Source organism: Tardiphaga sp. 841_E9_N1_2 (genome assembly GCF_051811065.1).
Classification (GTDB): Bacteria; Pseudomonadota; Alphaproteobacteria; order Rhizobiales; family Xanthobacteraceae; genus Tardiphaga; species Tardiphaga robiniae.
In genome coordinates, this window is the sequence record NZ_JBPWQC010000001.1 from 6062116 (window position 1) to 6080055 (window position 17940).

At 61.4% G+C, this 17940-nt stretch carries 15 protein-coding genes; 6 read left to right on the forward strand and 9 right to left on the reverse strand.

The annotated features are described in order from the left end of the window. The first annotated feature begins 98 nt into the window (after positions 1–98). The 4 genes from AB8A50_RS29105 to AB8A50_RS29120 are packed head-to-tail and all read left to right on the forward strand — an operon-like array spanning position 99 to position 5209. Positions 99–1685 (forward strand): ABC transporter substrate-binding protein, encoded by a 1587-nt coding sequence (locus tag AB8A50_RS29105; RefSeq protein ID WP_439079774.1) that lies wholly within the window; start codon positions 99–101, stop codon positions 1683–1685. Beyond that, positions 1682–2704, forward strand: a complete 1023-nt coding sequence (locus AB8A50_RS29110) for an ABC transporter permease (RefSeq protein WP_439079775.1) — start codon at positions 1682–1684, stop codon at positions 2702–2704. The genes AB8A50_RS29105 and AB8A50_RS29110 overlap by 4 nt, the downstream gene beginning before the upstream one ends. 13 nt (positions 2705–2717) lie before the next feature. Further along, positions 2718–3548: an ABC transporter permease gene (locus AB8A50_RS29115; RefSeq protein ID WP_120289223.1), complete on the forward strand. Its 831-nt coding sequence runs from the start codon at positions 2718–2720 to the stop codon at positions 3546–3548. 5 nt (positions 3549–3553) lie between these two features. Further along, a complete protein-coding gene (locus AB8A50_RS29120) occupies positions 3554–5209 on the forward strand; it encodes a dipeptide ABC transporter ATP-binding protein (protein WP_120288815.1) in 1656 nt (551 codons plus the stop codon). Between the two features lie 48 nt (positions 5210–5257). Here the strand turns inward: AB8A50_RS29120 and AB8A50_RS29125 are convergent, their stop codons facing one another. From AB8A50_RS29125 to AB8A50_RS29165, 9 genes are all read right to left on the reverse strand, one after another. Then, on the reverse strand, positions 5258–6235 hold the full coding sequence (locus AB8A50_RS29125) for a Bug family tripartite tricarboxylate transporter substrate binding protein (protein WP_231077759.1): 978 nt from the start codon (positions 6233–6235) through the stop codon (positions 5258–5260). A 175-nt stretch (positions 6236–6410) separates the two neighbouring features. Beyond that, positions 6411–8093: a nickel ABC transporter ATP-binding protein NikE gene (gene nikE / locus AB8A50_RS29130; protein WP_439079776.1), complete on the reverse strand. Its 1683-nt coding sequence runs from the start codon at positions 8091–8093 to the stop codon at positions 6411–6413. Next, positions 8093–8941 (reverse strand): ABC transporter permease, encoded by an 849-nt coding sequence (locus tag AB8A50_RS29135; protein WP_439079777.1) that lies wholly within the window; start codon positions 8939–8941, stop codon positions 8093–8095. The genes nikE and AB8A50_RS29135 overlap by 1 nt, the downstream gene beginning before the upstream one ends. After that, on the reverse strand, positions 8938–9969 hold the full coding sequence (locus AB8A50_RS29140; protein WP_170849808.1) for an ABC transporter permease: 1032 nt from the start codon (positions 9967–9969) through the stop codon (positions 8938–8940). The genes AB8A50_RS29135 and AB8A50_RS29140 overlap by 4 nt, the downstream gene beginning before the upstream one ends. 112 nt (positions 9970–10081) lie before the next feature. After that, complete coding sequence (locus AB8A50_RS29145) at positions 10082–11698, reverse strand: ABC transporter substrate-binding protein (protein WP_439079778.1); 1617 nt, start codon at positions 11696–11698, stop codon at positions 10082–10084. Between the two features lie 150 nt (positions 11699–11848). Continuing rightward, positions 11849–13279 carry an NAD(P)-binding domain-containing protein gene (locus tag AB8A50_RS29150; protein ID WP_439079779.1) on the reverse strand — a complete coding sequence of 477 codons (1431 nt, stop codon included), beginning with the start codon at positions 13277–13279 and terminating at the stop codon, positions 11849–11851. After that, positions 13276–14034 carry an SDR family oxidoreductase gene (locus tag AB8A50_RS29155; protein ID WP_309946924.1) on the reverse strand — a complete coding sequence of 253 codons (759 nt, stop codon included), beginning with the start codon at positions 14032–14034 and terminating at the stop codon, positions 13276–13278. The genes AB8A50_RS29150 and AB8A50_RS29155 overlap by 4 nt, the downstream gene beginning before the upstream one ends. A 4-nt stretch (positions 14035–14038) precedes the next feature. Beyond that, entirely contained in the window at positions 14039–15013 is a 975-nt protein-coding gene (locus AB8A50_RS29160) for an NAD-dependent epimerase/dehydratase family protein (protein ID WP_439079780.1), read from the reverse strand. Positions 15014–15157: 144 nt separating this feature from the next. Next, on the reverse strand, positions 15158–15904 hold the full coding sequence (locus tag AB8A50_RS29165; protein ID WP_184514353.1) for a GntR family transcriptional regulator: 747 nt from the start codon (positions 15902–15904) through the stop codon (positions 15158–15160). Between the two features lie 205 nt (positions 15905–16109). On the opposite strand from AB8A50_RS29165, the gene AB8A50_RS29170 reads away from it, so the two are divergent. Both AB8A50_RS29170 and AB8A50_RS29175 read left to right on the forward strand, forming a co-directional pair. After that, positions 16110–17114, forward strand: a complete 1005-nt coding sequence (locus AB8A50_RS29170) for an ABC transporter substrate-binding protein (RefSeq protein ID WP_309946922.1) — start codon at positions 16110–16112, stop codon at positions 17112–17114. 8 nt (positions 17115–17122) lie between these two features. Then, a complete protein-coding gene (locus AB8A50_RS29175) occupies positions 17123–17938 on the forward strand; it encodes an ABC transporter permease (RefSeq protein ID WP_309946920.1) in 816 nt (271 codons plus the stop codon). Positions 17939–17940 lie beyond the last annotated feature (2 nt).

Here is a 17940-nt window from a genome sequence, read left to right on the forward strand (position 1 = left end):
CGAAGTTACTGAAAGTCACTTGATGGCTTGGCTGTAGCCGGACGTGCAAGCGTCCGGCTACAGCCACTGTCAGGCGTCAATGTTTAAAGGAAGAGGCTATGAATAGACGTGAATTCGCGAAGCTGATGGGCGTGAGTGCGGTTGCGCTCTCGGGTATCCCCCTCGGCATCACTCGTGCCGCTGGTCAGACCAAGGGCGGCACGCTGAACACGATCATTCAGCCAGAGCCTCCGATCCTCGTCACTGCACTGAACCAGCAGCAGCCAACGCTGACCCTGGGCGGCAAGATTTATGAGAGCCTGCTGCGTTACAGCCCCGATCTCAAGCCGCTTCCCGGTCTCGCACAGTCGTGGGAAGTGTCGCCGGACGGCCTGACCTATACATTCAAACTGTTCCCCGGCATTACCTTTCATGACGGCAGGCCGCTGACGGCTGACGACGTCATCTTCTCGATGACCAAGCTGCTGCCGGAGACTCATGCACGTGCGCGCGGCATTTACTCGCGCATCGAAAAGGCCGATGCACCGGATCCGCTCACCGTGGTGTTCAAGCTGAAGTCGACCTTTGCCCCGTTCCTGACCGCGCTCGACTGCACGACGGGTCCGATCGTGCCGAAGCATATCTATGACGGCACAGAATATCGCAAGAATCCGGCCAATGCGCAGGCGATCGGCTCAGGCCCGTTCAAACTCAAGGAATGGGTGAAGGGCTCGCATGTTCATCTCATCAAGCACGAAGGCTATTACCGCAAGGATCAGCCGTATCTCGACGAAATTATCTATCGCATCATTCCCGACTCGGCGTCACGCGCCGTTGCGCTGGAGCAGGGCAAGATTCAGCTGACGCAGTGGAACGACATCGAAATGTTCGATGTGGCGCGGCTGTCGAAACTGCCGAATTTCGAGATGACCACGAAGGGCTATGAATATTTCGCTCCGCATCAGTGGCTCGAACTCAACAACCGCATCAAGCCGATGGACGACAAGCGTTTCCGTCAGGCTGTTGCCTATGCGCTCGATCTGAAGTCGATGGCGCAGCGCGTCTATTTCGGTCTGCCCAAGGTCGCGACCGGTCCGGTGTCGTCGGCGACCAGGTTCTACGAGAAGGACGTCAAGCGTTACGATTACTCGCTGGACAAGGCGAAGGCGCTGCTCGACGAGATGGGGCTCAAGCCGGGTGCCGGCGGCAAACGCGTCACCATCAAGTATCTCACCCCGCCTTATGGTGAAATCTATCAGCGTGCGGCCGAGTTCATTCGCCAGTCGCTCGGCCGCGTTGGCATCGATGTGCAGATCGAGAACACCGACGTCGGTGGCTGGGCGGAGAAGTTCAGCAACTGGGACTACGAGATGACCGGCAATCTGGTCTATCAGTTCGGCGATCCCGCGCTCGGCGTGTCGCGCACCTACATCTCGTCGAATATCAAGAAGGGCATCCTGTTCTCGAACACGGCAGGCTATTCCAATCCGGAAGTCGACCGTCTGTTCGAAGAGGCTGCAACCTCCACCTCGGACGCCAAGCGTCAGGAACTGTATAGCCAGGTTCAGAAGATCCTTGTCGAGGACGTGCCGGTGGTCTGGATGTTCGAGCAGGCCTATCCCACCTTCATCGACAAGCGCCTCAAGAACGTGACTACAACAGCGATCGGCGTGCATGAATCGTTCAGCGACGTGAGCTTCGGATGACGGCGGTGTCGGTCGATGCAAAAGGCGGTCGCGTGTTCGCGATCGCCCTTGCGCTTGCGGGTTGGTTTGTCAAATTCGTAGCCGTCGTCTTGGTCATTGCGACCTTCAACTTCATTCTCGTTCATGCCGCACCTGGCGATCCCGCGCAGGTGATTGCCGGCCAGAGCGGCGCCTCCGACGAAAAGCTTCTGGCGCAGCTGCGCGCTGAATACGGGCTCGACAAGCCCTATCCGATTCAGCTCGCCACCTATCTGAAGCGCGTCGTGACGCTCGACCTTGGTTATTCCTATCGGCAGCAGCGGACCGTGGCATCGCTCATTCTCGAGCGTCTGCCGGCAACACTGCTGCTGACGGCGACGGCTTTCAGCCTCGCGCTTCTGTTAGGTATCATTCTCGGCACGCTGGCCGGTGTCCGCGCCGGCAAGTGGTCTGACACGGTGCTGACCGTCGTGTCGTTGCTGCTTTATGCAACGCCGGTGTTCTGGCTTGGCCTGATGCTGGTTTTGCTGTTTTCGGTGCAGCTTGACTGGTTGCCGGCGTTTGGTTACGTGACCATCGGTGTGCCGATGACCGCACTGCAGCGCATGGTCGACATCGGCTGGCATTTGATCCTGCCGGCGGTGTCACTCGCGGCCGTCTATCTCGCGATCTACACGCGTCTGATGCGCTCTTCGGTGCTGGACGTTACCCATCAGGACTTTATCAAGACCGCCAAGGCCAAGGGCCTGAAGCAGGGCCGTATCATCATTCGACATATCCTGCGCAATGCGATGCTGCCCATCGTGACTGTCGCCGGCATGCAGGCCGGTGCGCTGGTTGGCGGTGCGGTGGTGATCGAGACTGTGTTTGCGTGGCCGGGTCTCGGTCGTCTGATCTATGACGCGCTGTTGCAGCGCGACTATCCAGTGTTGCTGGGCGTATTCCTGGTGATGTCGGTGATTGTGATTGCGCTCAATCTTCTCACCGATGCGATCTACCGGGTGATCGATCCACGCGTCTCCGTGCGTGCGGCATCGTGAACGGGATTATATGATGTCTACGCTCAAATCGTTTCTCCGCCATCCCACCGGGATGATTGGTCTGATCGTCCTCCTCGCGGTGGTCCTCCTCGCGGTGACGGCTCCGTGGCTGTTTCCTGACGACCCCTGGGACATGGTCGGCGCGCCGTTCCAGCCGCCGTTCAGTGAAGGGCTCTGGCTTGGCTCCGACATGCTCGGCCGTGACGTCGCTGCCGGCATCGCGCATGGTGCGCGGATTTCGTTGATCATCGGCGTCATCTCGACGCTGACCTCGCTGGTTATCGGCGTCACCATCGGCGCAACCGCCGGCTATTTCGGCGGCAAGGTCGACGAGGTGATGATGCGCATCACCGAGCTGTTCCAGACCATTCCGGGCTTCATTCTCGCGATCCTGCTGGTTGCGACCATCGGGCCGAAGATCTCCAACATCATCTTCGCCATCGGCATCGTCAGCTGGCCGCCGCTGGCACGCCTGACGCGCGCCGAGTTCATGCGGCTGCGTGGGCGTGAATTCGTTCAGGCTGCGGTCTGCCAGGGCCAGCGTCCGCTGACCGTGGTGCTGCGGCGCATCCTGCCCAATGCGATCTCTCCGATCATCGTCACCGGATCGCTCGCGGTTGCCAGCGCCATCCTGATCGAGAGCGCGCTGAGCTTCATGGGTCTCGGCGATCCCAATCTGATGTCGTGGGGCTTCATGATCGGTGCTGCGCGCACTGTGATCCGTCAGGCATGGTGGATGAGCGTGTTTCCCGGCCTCGCCATCCTGCTCACCGTGCTCGCCATCAATCTCGTGGGTGAAGGTCTCAACGACACGCTGAACCCCCGTATCTCACGCAAGCGATAGTATCCATGACCGACAAAACACTGCTTGCCATCGAGAACGTCTCTATCAGCCTGCCGCCGGGCGCAGATCGTCCTTTTGCCATCGAAGACGTATCGCTCACCGTCAACCGCAACGAAATCGTCTGTCTGGTCGGCGAGTCCGGCTCCGGCAAGTCGATGACCGCGCATGCGATCCTGCGACTGCTGCCCGACCGAACGGGCGTTGCGCAGGGCAGCATCAGCTTCAATGGTAACGACATCGCCAAGGCCGATGAGCCGACAATGCGCAAGCTGCGCGGCGGCGCGATCTCGATGATTTTCCAGGAGCCACTCAGCGCGCTCAATCCGCTGGCCCGTGTCGGCCAGCAGATTGCGGAATCGATCATCACACACACCAAGCCGACGCCGTCCAAAGAGGCGGTGGATGCGCGCGTGCAGGAGTTGATCCGGGACGTTGGCCTGCCGGATCCGGTGGCGCTCGCGCGCAGCTTTCCGTTCCAGCTCTCGGGCGGCCAGCGTCAGCGCATCATGATCGCGATGGCGATGGCGAATAATCCGGCGCTGCTTCTTGCAGACGAGCCGACCACCGCGCTCGACGTGACCACGCAGAAGCAGATTCTGGCGCTGGTGAAGAAGCTTCAGTCGGAGCGCGGTATGGGCGTGCTGCTGATCACCCACGATTTTGGCGTCGTTGCCGATGTCGCTGATCGCGTCGTGGTCATGCGCAACGGCCGTGTCGTTGAGCAGGGCACCGTCGACGAGGTCCTGCGTAATCCGAAGGACGATTACACCAAGAGCCTGATCGCCGCCGTCCCCGGCGCGCGCTCGCTGACCAAAGCCGATCGCAAGATCACCGGTGAGCCGTTGCTCGATGCGGTCGGGCTGAACAAGACCTTCATCACCAAGCAGGGCATGTTCCTGCCGCCGCGCCGGACCGATGCGGTGCAGAACATCTCGCTCGGCCTGAAGGCGCGCGAGACGGTGGCCATCGTCGGCGAGTCCGGGTCAGGCAAGTCCACGCTGGGGCGGTTGATCATGCGGCTGATCGAGCCTGACACGGGCTCAGTTCATTTCGATGGCAAGGATCTGCTGTCACAGCGTGGCGAACGATTGCGCCAGATGCGCCGCAAGATTCAGATCGTGTTCCAGGATCCCTTCGCGGCGCTCGATCCGCGCCAGAAGGTCGGCGACGCGATTGCCGGCGGCCCGATTGCCTATGGCACGCCCTCCAAGGAAGCCATGGCCGATGCCAAGCGCCTTCTGGCCCGCGTCGGCCTGCAGGAGAGTGCGGCCAATCGCTATCCGCACGAATTCTCCGGCGGTCAGCGCCAGCGTATCTGTATCGCCCGTGCACTGGCCCTGAAGCCTTCGGTGCTGGTCGCGGACGAAGCCGTCTCGGCGCTCGACGTGTCGGTGCAGGCGCAGGTGCTGCAGCTTCTCGCAGAACTGCGCGAGGAGATGAACCTCGCCATGATCTTCATCACCCATGACTTGCGTGTCGCCGCTGAAATTGCCGACCGCATCGTGGTGATGCGGCGCGGCGAGATCGTCGAGCAGGGCGAGACGCAGAAGATCTTCCAGAATCCCACCGACGCCTATACCCGCGCGCTGCTGGATGCGATTCCCGGCCGTGCGATGTTTGCCGGTCCAGGTGCCAGGCAGGCAGAAGTCGCTTCCGCATAAAAAAGCCCACCAGGCTTTACGTCTGGCGGGCTTCGTAATTCTGTCAGGTCAGTCCAGCTTGACGTTGGCCTCGGTCACGACCTTGCGCCAGCGCGCCACCTCGGCCGACACCATCTTGCCGAAGTCGGCACCGGCCACATCAGGCACGTCGGAGCCGTTGCGTTCCCACGCTTCCTTGATCGCCGGCACTTGCAATGCAGCTTTCAATTCCTTCGCCATGCGCTCGACCACGTCGGGCGGCGTGCCTTTGGGGGCGAACAGCCCGTACCAGGTGGCGACTTCATAATTCGGCAAACCGGCTTCCGCCGCAGTCGGCAGATCGGGAAAGGCTGCCACGCGCTTCGGAGCGGCAATCGCCAGCGCGCGGAGTTGCCCCGCGCGGATTGGCGCGGCCGAAGAGCCGAGACCGTCGAACACGACGGGCACGTGACCGGCGATCAGGTCCTGCATGGCCGGTCCGGCGCCGCGATAGGGCACGTGCTGGATCTTGGTTTGGGTCAGGATCTTGAACAGCTCGCCGGCCAGATGATGCGTGGTGCCGGCGCCTGCCGAACCATAGGAGAGCTTGTCCGGGTTGGCCTTCGCATAGGCGATGAATTCACCCAGTGTCTTGGCGGCGACCTTGTCTGGATTGACCACGATAACCTGTGGCGGCCGTGCGATCAGCGCCACCGGGATGAAGTCTTTCTCGATGTCATAATCGAGGGTGGGATAGAGCGACGGGGCGATCGCGTGATGCGCGGCACCCATGAAGAAGGTGTAGCCGTCAGGCGCCGCCTTGGCAGCCGCCGAAGCGCCGACCGTGCCCCCGGCACCGGCGCGGTTTTCGATGATGACGCGCTTGCCAAGCTGGGTATCGAGCTGCGCCGCCAGTGGCCGCGCAAAGGCATCGGTGCCGCCGCCGGCAGCGAAGGGAACGATGAAGGTGACTTGTTTCTGCGGCCACTGGGCGTGCGCGCCGGTCGTGATCGCAGAACAGCTCGCCATGACGGCAAGCAAGGCAACGTGAACGGCTTTGATCCGCACGGAATCCTCCCGATTTTATTGCGTCATTGGGGACGCTTGGTCTTATGTTCTGCGAGATAAGGCGCGGATGCAAGGTATCCGGCACCGGTATAACTCACACTATAGTCGGTATGGTTACGCCAATGGAACCGGACAAGGCTGTCCGTTGAGGCGTTTAGCCGCTAGCCACCCGCGGCTAGGCGCCGGCGGCCATTTTTTCTGCGGCGATCATCTCGATATGCGGAACTGCATCGACGAGCTCGCGGGTGTAGTCGGTCTTCGGGCTGTCGAACAACTGATGACTCTCGCCTTCTTCGACGATGGCGCCGTTGCGCAGCACGATGGTCCGCTGGCACATCATGCGCACGACGTTGAGATCGTGGCTGACGAACAGGAAGGCGAGATTGTCTTCGCGGCGCAAACGGTCGAGGAGCTGCAACACCACGGCCTGAACGGAAACGTCGAGGGCGGCCGTCGGCTCGTCCAGCACCAGAAGCTTCGGCCGGCAGGCAATCGCGCGCGCGATGCCGATGCGGGCTTTCTGGCCGCCCGACAGCTGGTGCGGAAACCGTTCCAGCAGATTGGCAGGCAGGCCGACGCGGTGAGCGCATTCGCCGACGCGCTGGCGCAACGCCGCTCCATTGCGCATGCCGAGCAGGCGGATCAGCGGATGCGCGATACAGTCGAAGGCGTTGAAGCGCGGATTAAGGCTGTCGTTCGGGTCCTGGAAGACGATCTGGATCTCGCGGCGCTGCGGCGCCCGGTGGAATTCGCGCGCGGGAATATGGCTGATCGACTGGCCGTTGAAATTGATGGTGCCTTCGCTCTGATCGAGCAGGCGGCAGATCATGCGCGAGGTCGTGCTCTTGCCGGAGCCGGACTCGCCGACCAGGCCGACGCTTTCGCCGGGTGCGATGGCCATCGAGAAATTCGCAACGCCGACGGTACCGTCGTCGAAACGTTTGACGAGATCGAGAACTTCCAGCAGCGGCGGCGTGCCATGCGCCGGCTTCGGCGGCTGTGGGACGGGCACCGCCGGTACCAGCAGCTTCTCGTCATCGGTCACGAGATCCTCGACCCGCGAGGTTGCGGTCGGCGATGCTGCGACGAGCCGCTTGGTGTAGGGATGCTGCGGCGACCGGAACAGCGTCAGGGCGTCGGCTTCCTCGACCAGTCTGCCCTGTTCCATCACCACGACGCGGCGGCAATAGCGGGCGGCGAGGCCGAGATCGTGGGTGATGAGGATCGTCGCCATGCCCCGCTCGGCGGCGATGCTGGCGAGGAGATCCATCACTACCTTTTGCGTGGTGACATCGAGGCCGGTGGTCGGCTCGTCGGCGATCAGCAGCGCCGGATTGCTGGAGATCGCCATGGCGATCATGACGCGTTGGCACATGCCGCCAGAGAGTTCGTGCGGATACGCGTTCATCCGCTTCTCTGGATCGCGGATTTTCACCGCCCGCAGCAGTTCGAGGGACTCTGCGCGGGCCTCGGAGGCGGAGATCTTGCGATGCGCGAGAATGGCATCGGCGATCTGCTGGCCGATGGCGCGGATCGGGTTCAGCGCGCCGCGCGGATTCTGGAAGATCATGGCCATCGCCGAGCCGTGCATCTCGCGCAGGCTGGCGCTGGTCATCTTGGTGATGTCGCGATCACGGAAACCGATGCGGCCGCCGGAAATTTTACCCGATGCGTCCAGCAGGCGCGTCATCGCAAAACCCGTGACGGATTTTCCGGAGCCGCTCTCACCGACGATCCCCAGCGTTTCGCCCTCGGCAAGCGACAACGAAATTCCGCGCACGGCCTCAACCGGGCCGCGGCGCGTTGAAAAGGTGACCTGAAGATTCTCGATATCGAGCAGCGGTTTTGGTGTCGTCATCACGTTCGCTGTCTCGGATCAAGAATATCACGCAGCCCGTCGCCGAGCAGATTGAAGCACAGCACGGCGAGCATCAGCGCCAGGCCGGGAAACGCGACCAGCCACCATTTGCCGGTAGAGATGAAACGCGCGCCTTCCGCGACCATAATGCCCCATTCCGGCGTCGGTGGTTTCACGCCAAGGCCAATGAACGAGAGACCGGCGGCATTGATGATGGCCCAGCCGAGATTGAGCGACATCTGCACCACCATTGCCGGCAGCACGTTCGGCAGCAAAAAGCGCAGTACGACGGAGACATGGCTGTCGCCGCAGGCGCGCGCGGCCTCGACCCAGCCGAGGTTGCGGCGGACGTTCACTTCGGCACGTGCAAAGCGAATGTAGAACGGCAGGTTGATGATGGCGGTGGCGATGACAATGTTCTCGACGCGATTGCCGAGGGCCGCGACCATGGCCATGGCCAGTACGAAGAGCGGGAACGCCATCAGCACGTCGACGAAGCGACCTACGGCGCGATCGAGCTTGCCGCCCGAATAGCCGCAGAGGGCGCCGATGACGGCGCCCAGCGCGAAGGAGATGCCGACCGCAGAAACGGCGATGGCAAGGTCGAGCTGTGCGGCGACGATGATGCGGCTGAAGACGTCGCGGCCAAGCTGATCGGTGCCGGCCCAATGCGCAGCACTCGGCGGCATCAGCGCGTTCTGAACGTTTGACGTGATAGGATCATAGGGCACGATCCATGGACCGAAGATGCCGACAAAGATCAGCAGCGATGCGCCTATGGCCGCGATGCCGGTGATGGGGTTGCCGCGTAGGATGAAGGCGGCGTGTTGAAGTGTTGCGCTGCTCATCCGATGGAGATCCTGGGATCCGCGATGCCGTAGAGCACATCGACAACGAGATTGACGATAACGAAGACCGACGCCATCAGCAGCACGAAGCCTTGCACCGGGGCATAGTCCGACGACAGCAGCGCGTCGAGCGCGTAGGAGGCGACGCCTGGCCAGGAAAACACTTTCTCCACCAGGACATTGGCGCCGAGCATGGTCGAGAACACGATGCCGGCAATGGTGATGACAGGCAGGATCGCATTACGCAACGCATAGGTGACGATGATGCGCCACCATGACAGGCCGACAGAACGCGCGGTGCGAACGAAGTCGCTGCCGAGCGAGGCCAGCATCGAGGCGCGGGTGATACGCGCCAATGGCGCGATAACAAACAGCGCCATGGTACAGGCCGGCAGGATCAATTGCTTGAACGCGGCCCACCAGCCATCGAAGTCGCCGGCGAGCGCAAAGTCGATCAACAGGAAGCCGGTATGTGCTGGCGGCAGCGTGGTGAAAATGTCAACGCGCCCGGTCGGATCGGGCGACACGCCGAACAGATAATAGAAGATATAGATCAGCAGCAGGCCCGATACGAAGGTCGGGACACAGACCCCGAGCGCGCAGAATAGCCTTACGCCGTGATCGACCAACGATCCTGGTTTAAGCGCAGCAAGGACACCCAGCGGGATTGCGAGAACAAGTGCGATCAGGAGTGCCGAGAAGGTCAGTTCGAGGGAGGCGGGCAGGCGCTCACGCAGGTCCTTGGTCACGTTCTGGCCCGTCATCAGCGAACGGCCAAGATTGCCGCGGCCGACGTCGTAGAGATAAAGGAACAGTTGCTGTGGCACGGGCTTGTCGAGACCCATCTGTTTGCGGATGGTCTCGATCTCTTCCTTGCCGGAGTTGGGTCCCGAGGCAAAGAACACGGCGGGATCGCCCGGCAAGACGCGCATCAGCAGGAAGGTGAAGATCAGCACGCCGAACAATGCAGGAAGCGAGGATGCGAAGCGTCGCGCTGCACGGATGGCCGTTGCGCCCAGTGTCGTCATGATCGGTTACTCGAAGTCAAGGACAGCTCGCTGCAGTTAAGTTCGCAAGCTGCGTAGATCCGAAGCGCCGCTGAGGGGCGCTTCGGGATTCGCTCGCATGGTGCTCGGAAAATCACTTCCGGCTGAGGTCGCGGTAATCGACCTGGCGATGGAACTGATAAGTGTAGCCCGTCAGGTTCGAGGCCATCACCGCGTCCTGGCTCGACTGCCACAGCGGAATCTGGGGCATCAGGTCGAAATTCATCGCGTTCAGCACCTTGCCGTCGGCTTCGTACTTGGCCTTGTCAGCCTCGAAACGAGCCTTCTGCGCGACCGCGGTCAGTTCGGCATTGTCGATAGAGCTGTAGTTCCAGCGCTGATTGCCGGTGTAGAAGTTGCGGTAGAAGTAGTCGGTCGACGGCAGCCAGGCGACGATGCCTTCGGTGAAGAAGGGCAGCTTCTTTTCGGTGATCTGCGTCGACATCTGTGCGTCCGGCAGCTTCTGGATATCGACCTTGATGCCGATCTTGGCGAGCGATTCCTTCAGCAGTGCAGCCATCGGCTCAGCCGTTGCCGACTGGCCCACATTGAAGCTGAACGTGGTCGAGAAACCGTCCGGATACCCTGCGGCCTTCAGATAGGCTTTGGCCTTTTCGATATCGAGTTTGATCGGCTGCTTGATCGGGAACGCGCCTGATGGCGGCTTGCCGTCGGCCCAGGTCGCGCCGGCCAGCAAATCACCGCGGCTGAAGAGTGCCGCCTTGAACATGTCGTCATAAGGCAACGCATAGGCCACGGCGCGACGCACGTCCGGCTTGTCGAAGGGAGCCATCTGGTTGTTCATCGAGATGAAGGTGATGGCGTTATACTGCGGCGTCGAGATCACCTGCAGCTTGCCCTTGGCCTCTAATGCCTGCGCGTCGCTGGCCTGCAGATCGATGACGATATCGGCGTCACCTTTTTCAACCAGGTTGGCGCGCGTTGCCGGTTCCGGCACCGACTGGATGATCAGGCGCTTGAAGAAAGCCTGCTTGTCGCCGGCGGCACGATTCCAGGTGTCGTTGCGCTTGAGGATGACCTGCTCGCCGGGCTTGAAGGTCTCGACGATATAGGCGCCGGATCCGGCAGTGTTTTCCTTGAGCCAGGCCTGTGCCCACGGATCTTCCTCGGTGGCGTGGGCCTTGGCGAGTTTCGAATTGATGATGATCGGATAGACGGTTGCGAGGTTTGGCAGGGCCAGTTTGTCCGGCTGCGGCAGTGTTACTTCGAATGTCGTGGGATCGATCACCTTGAACTGGCTGGCATCGGTGAGCGAACCGGTCAGTAGCTGCGCCTTGCCAAGGATCTTGGCGGTGACGGCGCGGTCGAGCGACCACTTCACGTCCTCGGCCGTGACCGGCGAGCCGTCCTGGAATTTCGCGTCGTTGCGCAGCTTGAAGGTGATCTTCAGGCCATCCGGGCTGACAGAGTAGGACTCTGCGAGTTCGCCGCGGATCGTGTCGAGATCAAACACCCATTTGCCATTCAGCTGCTTGCGGCCGAACGAGACGAGACGGTCATAGGTCGAGAGGCTGACGGCGAAGGCTTCGCGGGTCGAGCCGGGAATATTGGGATCGAGCGTGTTGACGGCGGCGCCGGTCACGTAACGCAGCGTCTCGGCGCGGGTCTGCGCCTTGGCAGGAACGGCAGCGGTGAAAAATGCCAGCGCTGCGGCGGCGCCGAGCATCTGCTTGGAATAGATCAGTCCCATAACCCTATCCTCTGAATTCGACGGAAACTCTGAACGGACTCGTCAGTGCCTGATCTGTCGAGCGACCCATCCACTGAAGCAAGGAACGCGCCAAACGATGGTCGATAGGTGCCAAGCGGAGAACTTTCCCCGTCGGAATAATTTGGTCCTTTAGCTTTTTGCCGCAGCTTCCGTCGCCCTTGCAATGGTCACTTGTGGAACGTCGTAAGCCTCGAACGCGGTCCAGTATCGCTCGATATCCGCGCGGAACAAGCCGCGCGTCAGGCCATGCACCAGTTTCGGGATCGCGGTGGTCATCGCATTGATCGATGATCCCGACGGGCCGAAGCTCATGGTGGACGCAATTGCGAAAAGATGGATGTCGGCGATCCACGGCGTGGTGCCGGGAACGCGTTCCATCAGCGCGTAATCATCGCCGAGATATGGAAAACGGCCGAGGCGCGGGCTGAACTCGGTATCCGGCGGCTGGTAGCGATCAGACCAGATCGCGATATTGCCGGCGCAGCTCTGTAGCTCACGACGGCCTGCGAAATCCATGTCGATGCCGGTGCCGCAGATTACGAAGTCCGCCGTGAAGGTACCCTGTGGCGTCTGCAATGTAACTTGGTTGCCTATTTTTTGTGCCGACTGAACGGGCGCGTTCTCGTGGAGATGGAAGCCGGCATGCCGCGCACAGCGATCCCAGGTCGGCTGTGGAAAGCCTTCGCGCAAATCCATCAGCCGGCGCATGAAGCGCCAGCGCCAGGCATCGTCGAGCTCGCTGAAGTGACGCAGCAACCCGCGGAACGTCAGCCAGTGATAGGGCTGCACGATCTGGATTTCCGCGCGGCGGCACAACAGGTGCACCTCAGCGCCGGCTTCGAGCGCGGTTGCCGCATTGTCAAAGGCGGATGCGCCGGCGCCGATCACGGCGACGGTCTTGCCGCGCAGGGCTTCGAAATCGATATCGGCGGATGCGTTCACACAAAGCGATGAGGGGAGGTGCCGAAGCTGCTCCGGAATCATCCAGTCGCCCATGCCTTCTTGGCCGGTGGCCAGTACGATCTTGCGCGCATGGATGGTTTCGATGCCGCCGGCGCTCTGTACGGTTGCTGCAAGCAAGCCGTTCGCGGCAGGTGCAATGTCGAGGACTTCGCAGCCATTGCGCACGGGCACGCCGGTGATGCGCCTGAACCACAGCAGATAGTCCGCCCAGTGTCCGCGCGGGATGCGATCGAGCGCCTGCCAGTGATCCTTCCCGAACATGGCTTCGTGCCATGACTGATAGGTGAGAGCGGGGATATCGAGATCGGGGCCGGTGAAGTGTTTGGGGCTGCGCAGCGTCGGCATGCGGGCGTAGGTGAGCCAGGGGCCTTCGCGGCCTTCGGCGCTTTTGTCGACAACGAGTATATTGGTGACCTGCGATCGTAGCAGGCCAAAGGCCGCTGTGACGCCGCCCTGTCCGGCGCCGACGATCAGCACGTCCAGCGCGGCTGTGCCGTCCGGCGCGGATTTCGGCTGCAGCCACGGCATGTTCGGGTGGGCAATCTTGTGGAGATCGTCGCGGACCTGCGCTTCCAGCGCTGCGAGAGCGTCGCTCATGCTGCGAGCCATCCGCCATCGACCGGCATGACCGTGCCGGTCGTGAACGAGGATGCATCGCTCGCCAGATGCAGCGCGGTCTGCGCGACTTCTTCGGCCAGACCGAAACGCTTCATGGCGTGACGATTGCGCGAGGCATCGCGCACGGGTTCGGGGTCCGCATGGCGCGCGAAACTGCGGCGCAGCAGCGGCGTGTCGATAGCGCCCGGTGCGATCGCGTTGACGCGAATGCCGTCGGTGGCGAAATCCACAGCCATGGTGCGTGTCAGGCTGATGATCGCGCCTTTGGCTGCGATATAGGCGCTATTGCCCTTGCCGCCGGCAATGGCCAATTGCGAGGCCAGCGTGATGATCGATCCCTTGCCCTGCTTCTGCATCTGCGGAATGGCCGCGCGCGCCCACAGCCAGGTGCCGCCGACATTGGTGCGAAACACGGCGTCCCAATCTTCTGGCGCTGTAGTCGCCACGGTGCCGCCGCAGGAAAAGCCAGCCGAGGTCATCAACACGTCGAGCTGACCGCGCCGGGCGACGATCTCCCCGACCACGGTCTGCGCAAAATCGCCGTCGCCGACATCACCGAGATGCATCGACGCCTTGGTTGCATTGGGCAGTGTCGCCAGCGTTTCTTTCAGGCCGGCCTCGTCGCGATCGACCAGTGCGACAAACGCGCCTTCCTGTGCGAACAGCATGGCACTGGCCTGGCCGATGCCAGAGCCTCCGCCGGTGATGATTGCCGTGCGCCCCTGAAGTCTCATGTCATCATCCTATGCTGTGCCGCGCCGACCAGTCGATCAGATCCGCGGCTGAGTCGGCGCAGCCGAATTTGGCGCGCCATCCGAATTCCTGCTCCAATCGCGCGACCGATAGCGGTGCCCTGTCGCTGTCACTGTGCAGATCGATGGTTGGGGTTTCGCCGGTGCTGGCCAGGCGGCAAACAAAGCCCGGATGGGATTCCGCCAATTGCTGCCCCCACCCCAGCGCTGACCACGGCGTGGCGGTTGAGATGTTGTAGAGGCGATGCTGCGTCTTCGGCGCCTCGATCAGCAAAGTCATGGCATCGGCGACATCGGGCGCATAGATCCAGTCCCGCACGCCGGAACGGACCAGAATGGCGGCGCTCTGCTTCGCGTGCGCCGCGAAAATCTGCATCAGCGGGCTGAGCGTATCCCGTACGCCTGTTGCGCGCTCCCATGGTCCAAACACGGCGCTGAGCCGCACGCTGATGAAATCGGTCTGCCACAGCGCGGCAAGACGCGATGCGACTTTTTCCGATGCAAATTTGGTGATGGCATAGAGCGAGACGGGATCGCAGGGCAGCTCTTCATCGAGCAGGGGATATTTGAACGCGGACGTGCCGTATGCACCGGCAGATGACAGATTGATCACGCGTTTGACGCCATGGCGGCGTGCTGCCGCGAGGATCGGCGTTTGCGCCATCAGGTTGACTTGCAGGATGCTTTCCGGATCGGCGGCATCGCGCTCTGTGCTTGCCGTGATCGCAGCACCGAGAATGATGGCATCGAAGCCGGCCGCGATGACACTGTCGATCAATGTCCGGTCGAGCACATCGCCGTCGATCACTGAAAGCCTGTCGCCATAGTCAGCGAAGGCAAGCTGCGCCGCCGGTGGCAGGCCAGAACGGTCGAACAGGGTCACCAGATGGCCGCGCTTCAACAGGGTTTCCGCGATATTCAGCCCGACAAAGCCGGTGCCGCCAAAAACGAGTATCTTCATCGATCAGCCTATGAACCGCGGAGCGGTCCTTCGCCCCTGTTTGGACCATCGCGCCGCATGCCCCAAGCACGTTTTGCAGGCGCTTGGCGATTATGCGGTGAGCAGTGTACGGGCCCAGGCTTTTTTGTCGTGATAGAAGCCCAGCTAGGTCTTCGCGTCGGTCGCAATCTTCAATGTCGCAAGAACGGCATCGCCCGTCTTGCGCGTATGCGCACTGAGGGAGGCTGCAAATCCTTGCGCATCGCGCACGCGAAGCAAAGCCATGAAAGCCTCGTGTTCCTTTACGGATTCCGTCCACCGTGCCGCATCATAATTGGCGGTGGCGCGTGCCCGATAGATATTCGCGTTCAACGTCGTCCAGATATTGAGGAGCACGGGATTTTTGGCGAGCCTGGTAATCTCGATATGGATGTCCTGGTTCAGCCTGAAATAGGCCGGGCGCGATGCTTCGCGATGAAGGGTAACAAGCTGGTCGTGCATCGCACTGAGCCGGGCAATATCTTCATCCGTCGCGCGCATTGCGGCCTCGGCGCCGGCAACGCCGTCCAGTGCGACCATGATCGCAAAGCTGTTTGCGATTTCTTCCCTGTCGACCGGGGTGACGACAGGGGTGCGGTGAGGGCGCAGTTCGATCAGCCCTTCGGAGGCCAGTATCTTGAATGCTTCGCGCAACGGTGTGCGCGATACGCCGAACGTTTCGCACAACATCTTTTCTGGCAAAGGGGCTCCGGCCTGGAGTTCGCCATCGACAATCATTTCGCGCACCTTCGCGACGAGTTGATCGTGCAGCGACATACGGTCCAGCGGCCGTTTTGAATGATCCGAGGAGAGCTTCAGCCGTGTCGGCTTGAAGCGCGTCCGAAGCTTCGCGCGTGGGGCAATCTCACTCATGGTTCAGTCTCTCGGGTGGCGAGGTTGCCTCCAAACGACATTCTTCGCCCAAAAATGCAGCATCGAAGTCAAGATAATAGTAATTCGTAGTTATTGATATTACTATATAATTTTATAATTGTATATCGTATCCGGATTGGCATGAGGCTTGCTGAGTGGTCGACGTATCGTGAATTCACCGCCACCCGCTCCGGAGATTGCGACGATGAAGAAAAATCTGCTCGGCATTCTGATTGCGCTTTGTTTGGCATCGATTGCCCCGACCGCGATGGCCCAGTCCGAGTCGGTGATCAAGCTCGGCTATGCGAAATGTGCGCATTGCACACCGATGTCACTCACCCCGCAATACGCCAAGGGCGTTCAGATCGATGCGGTTGGATTTAACACAGGCACGGATGCGCTGACTGCGCTTGTCTCGAAGAACATCGACGTCGCCCAGGTGACCTATCTTCATTATGCGATCGCGCTCGACAAGGGTTTCGACGTGGTCGCCATTTCCGGGCAGGTCAATGGCGGTTCGGCAATGTTGGTCGGTAATGACCTGTCGATCGTTCCGAATGACTGGGCTTCGCTCAAGAAAGTCATCGCTGACTACAAGACTGCGGGAAAGCCATTTCGCGTCGCGGCGTCCCGCGGTAACGCGCAGGACATTCATATGCGCGGCGCCTTCGCCAAGCAGGGCATCGACATCAACAAGGATGTGCAGTTCGTCAACATTCCCAATCCCTCCGATCACCTTCAGGCGCTGCGTCGCGGTGAAATCGAGCTGATCTGCACCGTGGAGCCCTTCGCCACCCAGATCCTTCAGGCCAAGGCCGCCAAGATGTTTGGCCTTCCCTACGATCAGGCTGCGGGAAAGCTCACCAACCTGATTCTGACACGGTCGGATGTCGTCAAGGACAAACCGAAGCAGCTCGAAGAGACCGTGCGTGCGGTTGTGAAAGTCGATGAATTCGTCGCGGCGGACAAGGGGGCCCTGATCGACGTGATTTCCAAGATCACCGGCCTCGACAAGGCGATCGCCACAGGCGCTGTCGAAAACCTCGATCCCGATCCGAAGATGTACCGCGCATCGGCGCTCGCCATCGCGGCAATGATGCGCGACCTGAAATACATTAATTCCGATGTCTCCGCGGCGGTTGAGAAAAACATGGACTACCGCTTCCTGGAGGCTGCCACCGGCAAGCCGAAATCCGAACTCGGCTACTGAGTCCGGTCATGCGCCAGATCGTCACGATGTTGAGACGGCTGGATCGGTATGTCGTACCGGTCCTGATTCTGACGGGCTGGGAAGCGTTTTCCCGATCCGGCGCACTGCCGGCGGCGCTGTTGCCGGCGCCTTCCACCGTGGCCTGGGCCTGGGCGGATTGGGTGTTCGGCACCGACGGCAATACCCAGACCTATAGCGGCCACTGGCTGTTCGACATGCTCGCCAGTCTGTCGCGCGTTCTCGCGGGCTTTGCCATCGCCACGGCGCTGGCCGTGTCGGTCGGGGTCGCCATCGGGTGGTCCCGCACTGTCGAGGTGATCATCGAGCCGACGCTGCAGACGCTCCGGCCGATCCCGCCGGTGTCGTGGATTCCGCTCGCCATCATCTGGTTCGGCATCGCCAACAAGCCGGCGATCTTCCTGGTGTTTCTCGGCGCCTTCTTCCCGATCCTCCTCAATACGATCCACGGCGTGAAGACCTGCGATCGCAATCTGATCCGCGCCGGAGCCATGGTCGGCGGCGGCAATCGCCAACTGTTGCGCTTCATCGTGCTGCCGGCGGCACTGCCCAGCATCTTTGCCGGTCTGCGGATCGGCATCGGCTCGGCCTGGATGCTGACGGTGACGGCGGAGATGGTCGCTGTGAAAAGCGGCCTTGGCTATGTGCTGTGGGATTCCTATTATTTCCTTCGCTACGACCTCGTCCTCGCTGCGATGGCCAGCATCGGCCTGCTCGGTTTTCTCAGCGATTTCGGCATCCGTCTCGTGATGGCGCGCGTGCTGCACTGGCAGCGCAACACGACGATCCAGAGCGGGGAGAGCTAGGT

Coding starts and splice junctions, on each gene's coding strand:
- AB8A50_RS29165 (WP_184514353.1), bottom strand. CDS start 15,904: ATGAGTGAGATTGCCCCACGCGCGAAGCTTCGGACGCGCTTCAAGCCG.
- AB8A50_RS29160 (WP_439079780.1), bottom strand. CDS start 15,013: ATGAAGATACTCGTTTTTGGCGGCACCGGCTTTGTCGGGCTGAATATC.
- AB8A50_RS29135 (WP_439079777.1), bottom strand. CDS start 8,941: ATGAGCAGCGCAACACTTCAACACGCCGCCTTCATCCTACGCGGCAAC.
- AB8A50_RS29175 (WP_309946920.1), top strand. CDS start 17,123: ATGCGCCAGATCGTCACGATGTTGAGACGGCTGGATCGGTATGTCGTA.
- AB8A50_RS29120 (WP_120288815.1), top strand. CDS start 3,554: ATGACCGACAAAACACTGCTTGCCATCGAGAACGTCTCTATCAGCCTG.
- nikE (WP_439079776.1), bottom strand. CDS start 8,093: ATGACGACACCAAAACCGCTGCTCGATATCGAGAATCTTCAGGTCACC.
- AB8A50_RS29170 (WP_309946922.1), top strand. CDS start 16,110: ATGAAGAAAAATCTGCTCGGCATTCTGATTGCGCTTTGTTTGGCATCG.
- AB8A50_RS29105 (WP_439079774.1), top strand. CDS start 99: ATGAATAGACGTGAATTCGCGAAGCTGATGGGCGTGAGTGCGGTTGCG.
- AB8A50_RS29145 (WP_439079778.1), bottom strand. CDS start 11,698: ATGGGACTGATCTATTCCAAGCAGATGCTCGGCGCCGCCGCAGCGCTG.
- AB8A50_RS29155 (WP_309946924.1), bottom strand. CDS start 14,034: ATGAGACTTCAGGGGCGCACGGCAATCATCACCGGCGGAGGCTCTGGC.
- AB8A50_RS29115 (WP_120289223.1), top strand. CDS start 2,718: ATGTCTACGCTCAAATCGTTTCTCCGCCATCCCACCGGGATGATTGGT.
- AB8A50_RS29110 (WP_439079775.1), top strand. CDS start 1,682: ATGACGGCGGTGTCGGTCGATGCAAAAGGCGGTCGCGTGTTCGCGATC.
- AB8A50_RS29140 (WP_170849808.1), bottom strand. CDS start 9,969: ATGACGACACTGGGCGCAACGGCCATCCGTGCAGCGCGACGCTTCGCA.
- AB8A50_RS29150 (WP_439079779.1), bottom strand. CDS start 13,279: ATGAGCGACGCTCTCGCAGCGCTGGAAGCGCAGGTCCGCGACGATCTC.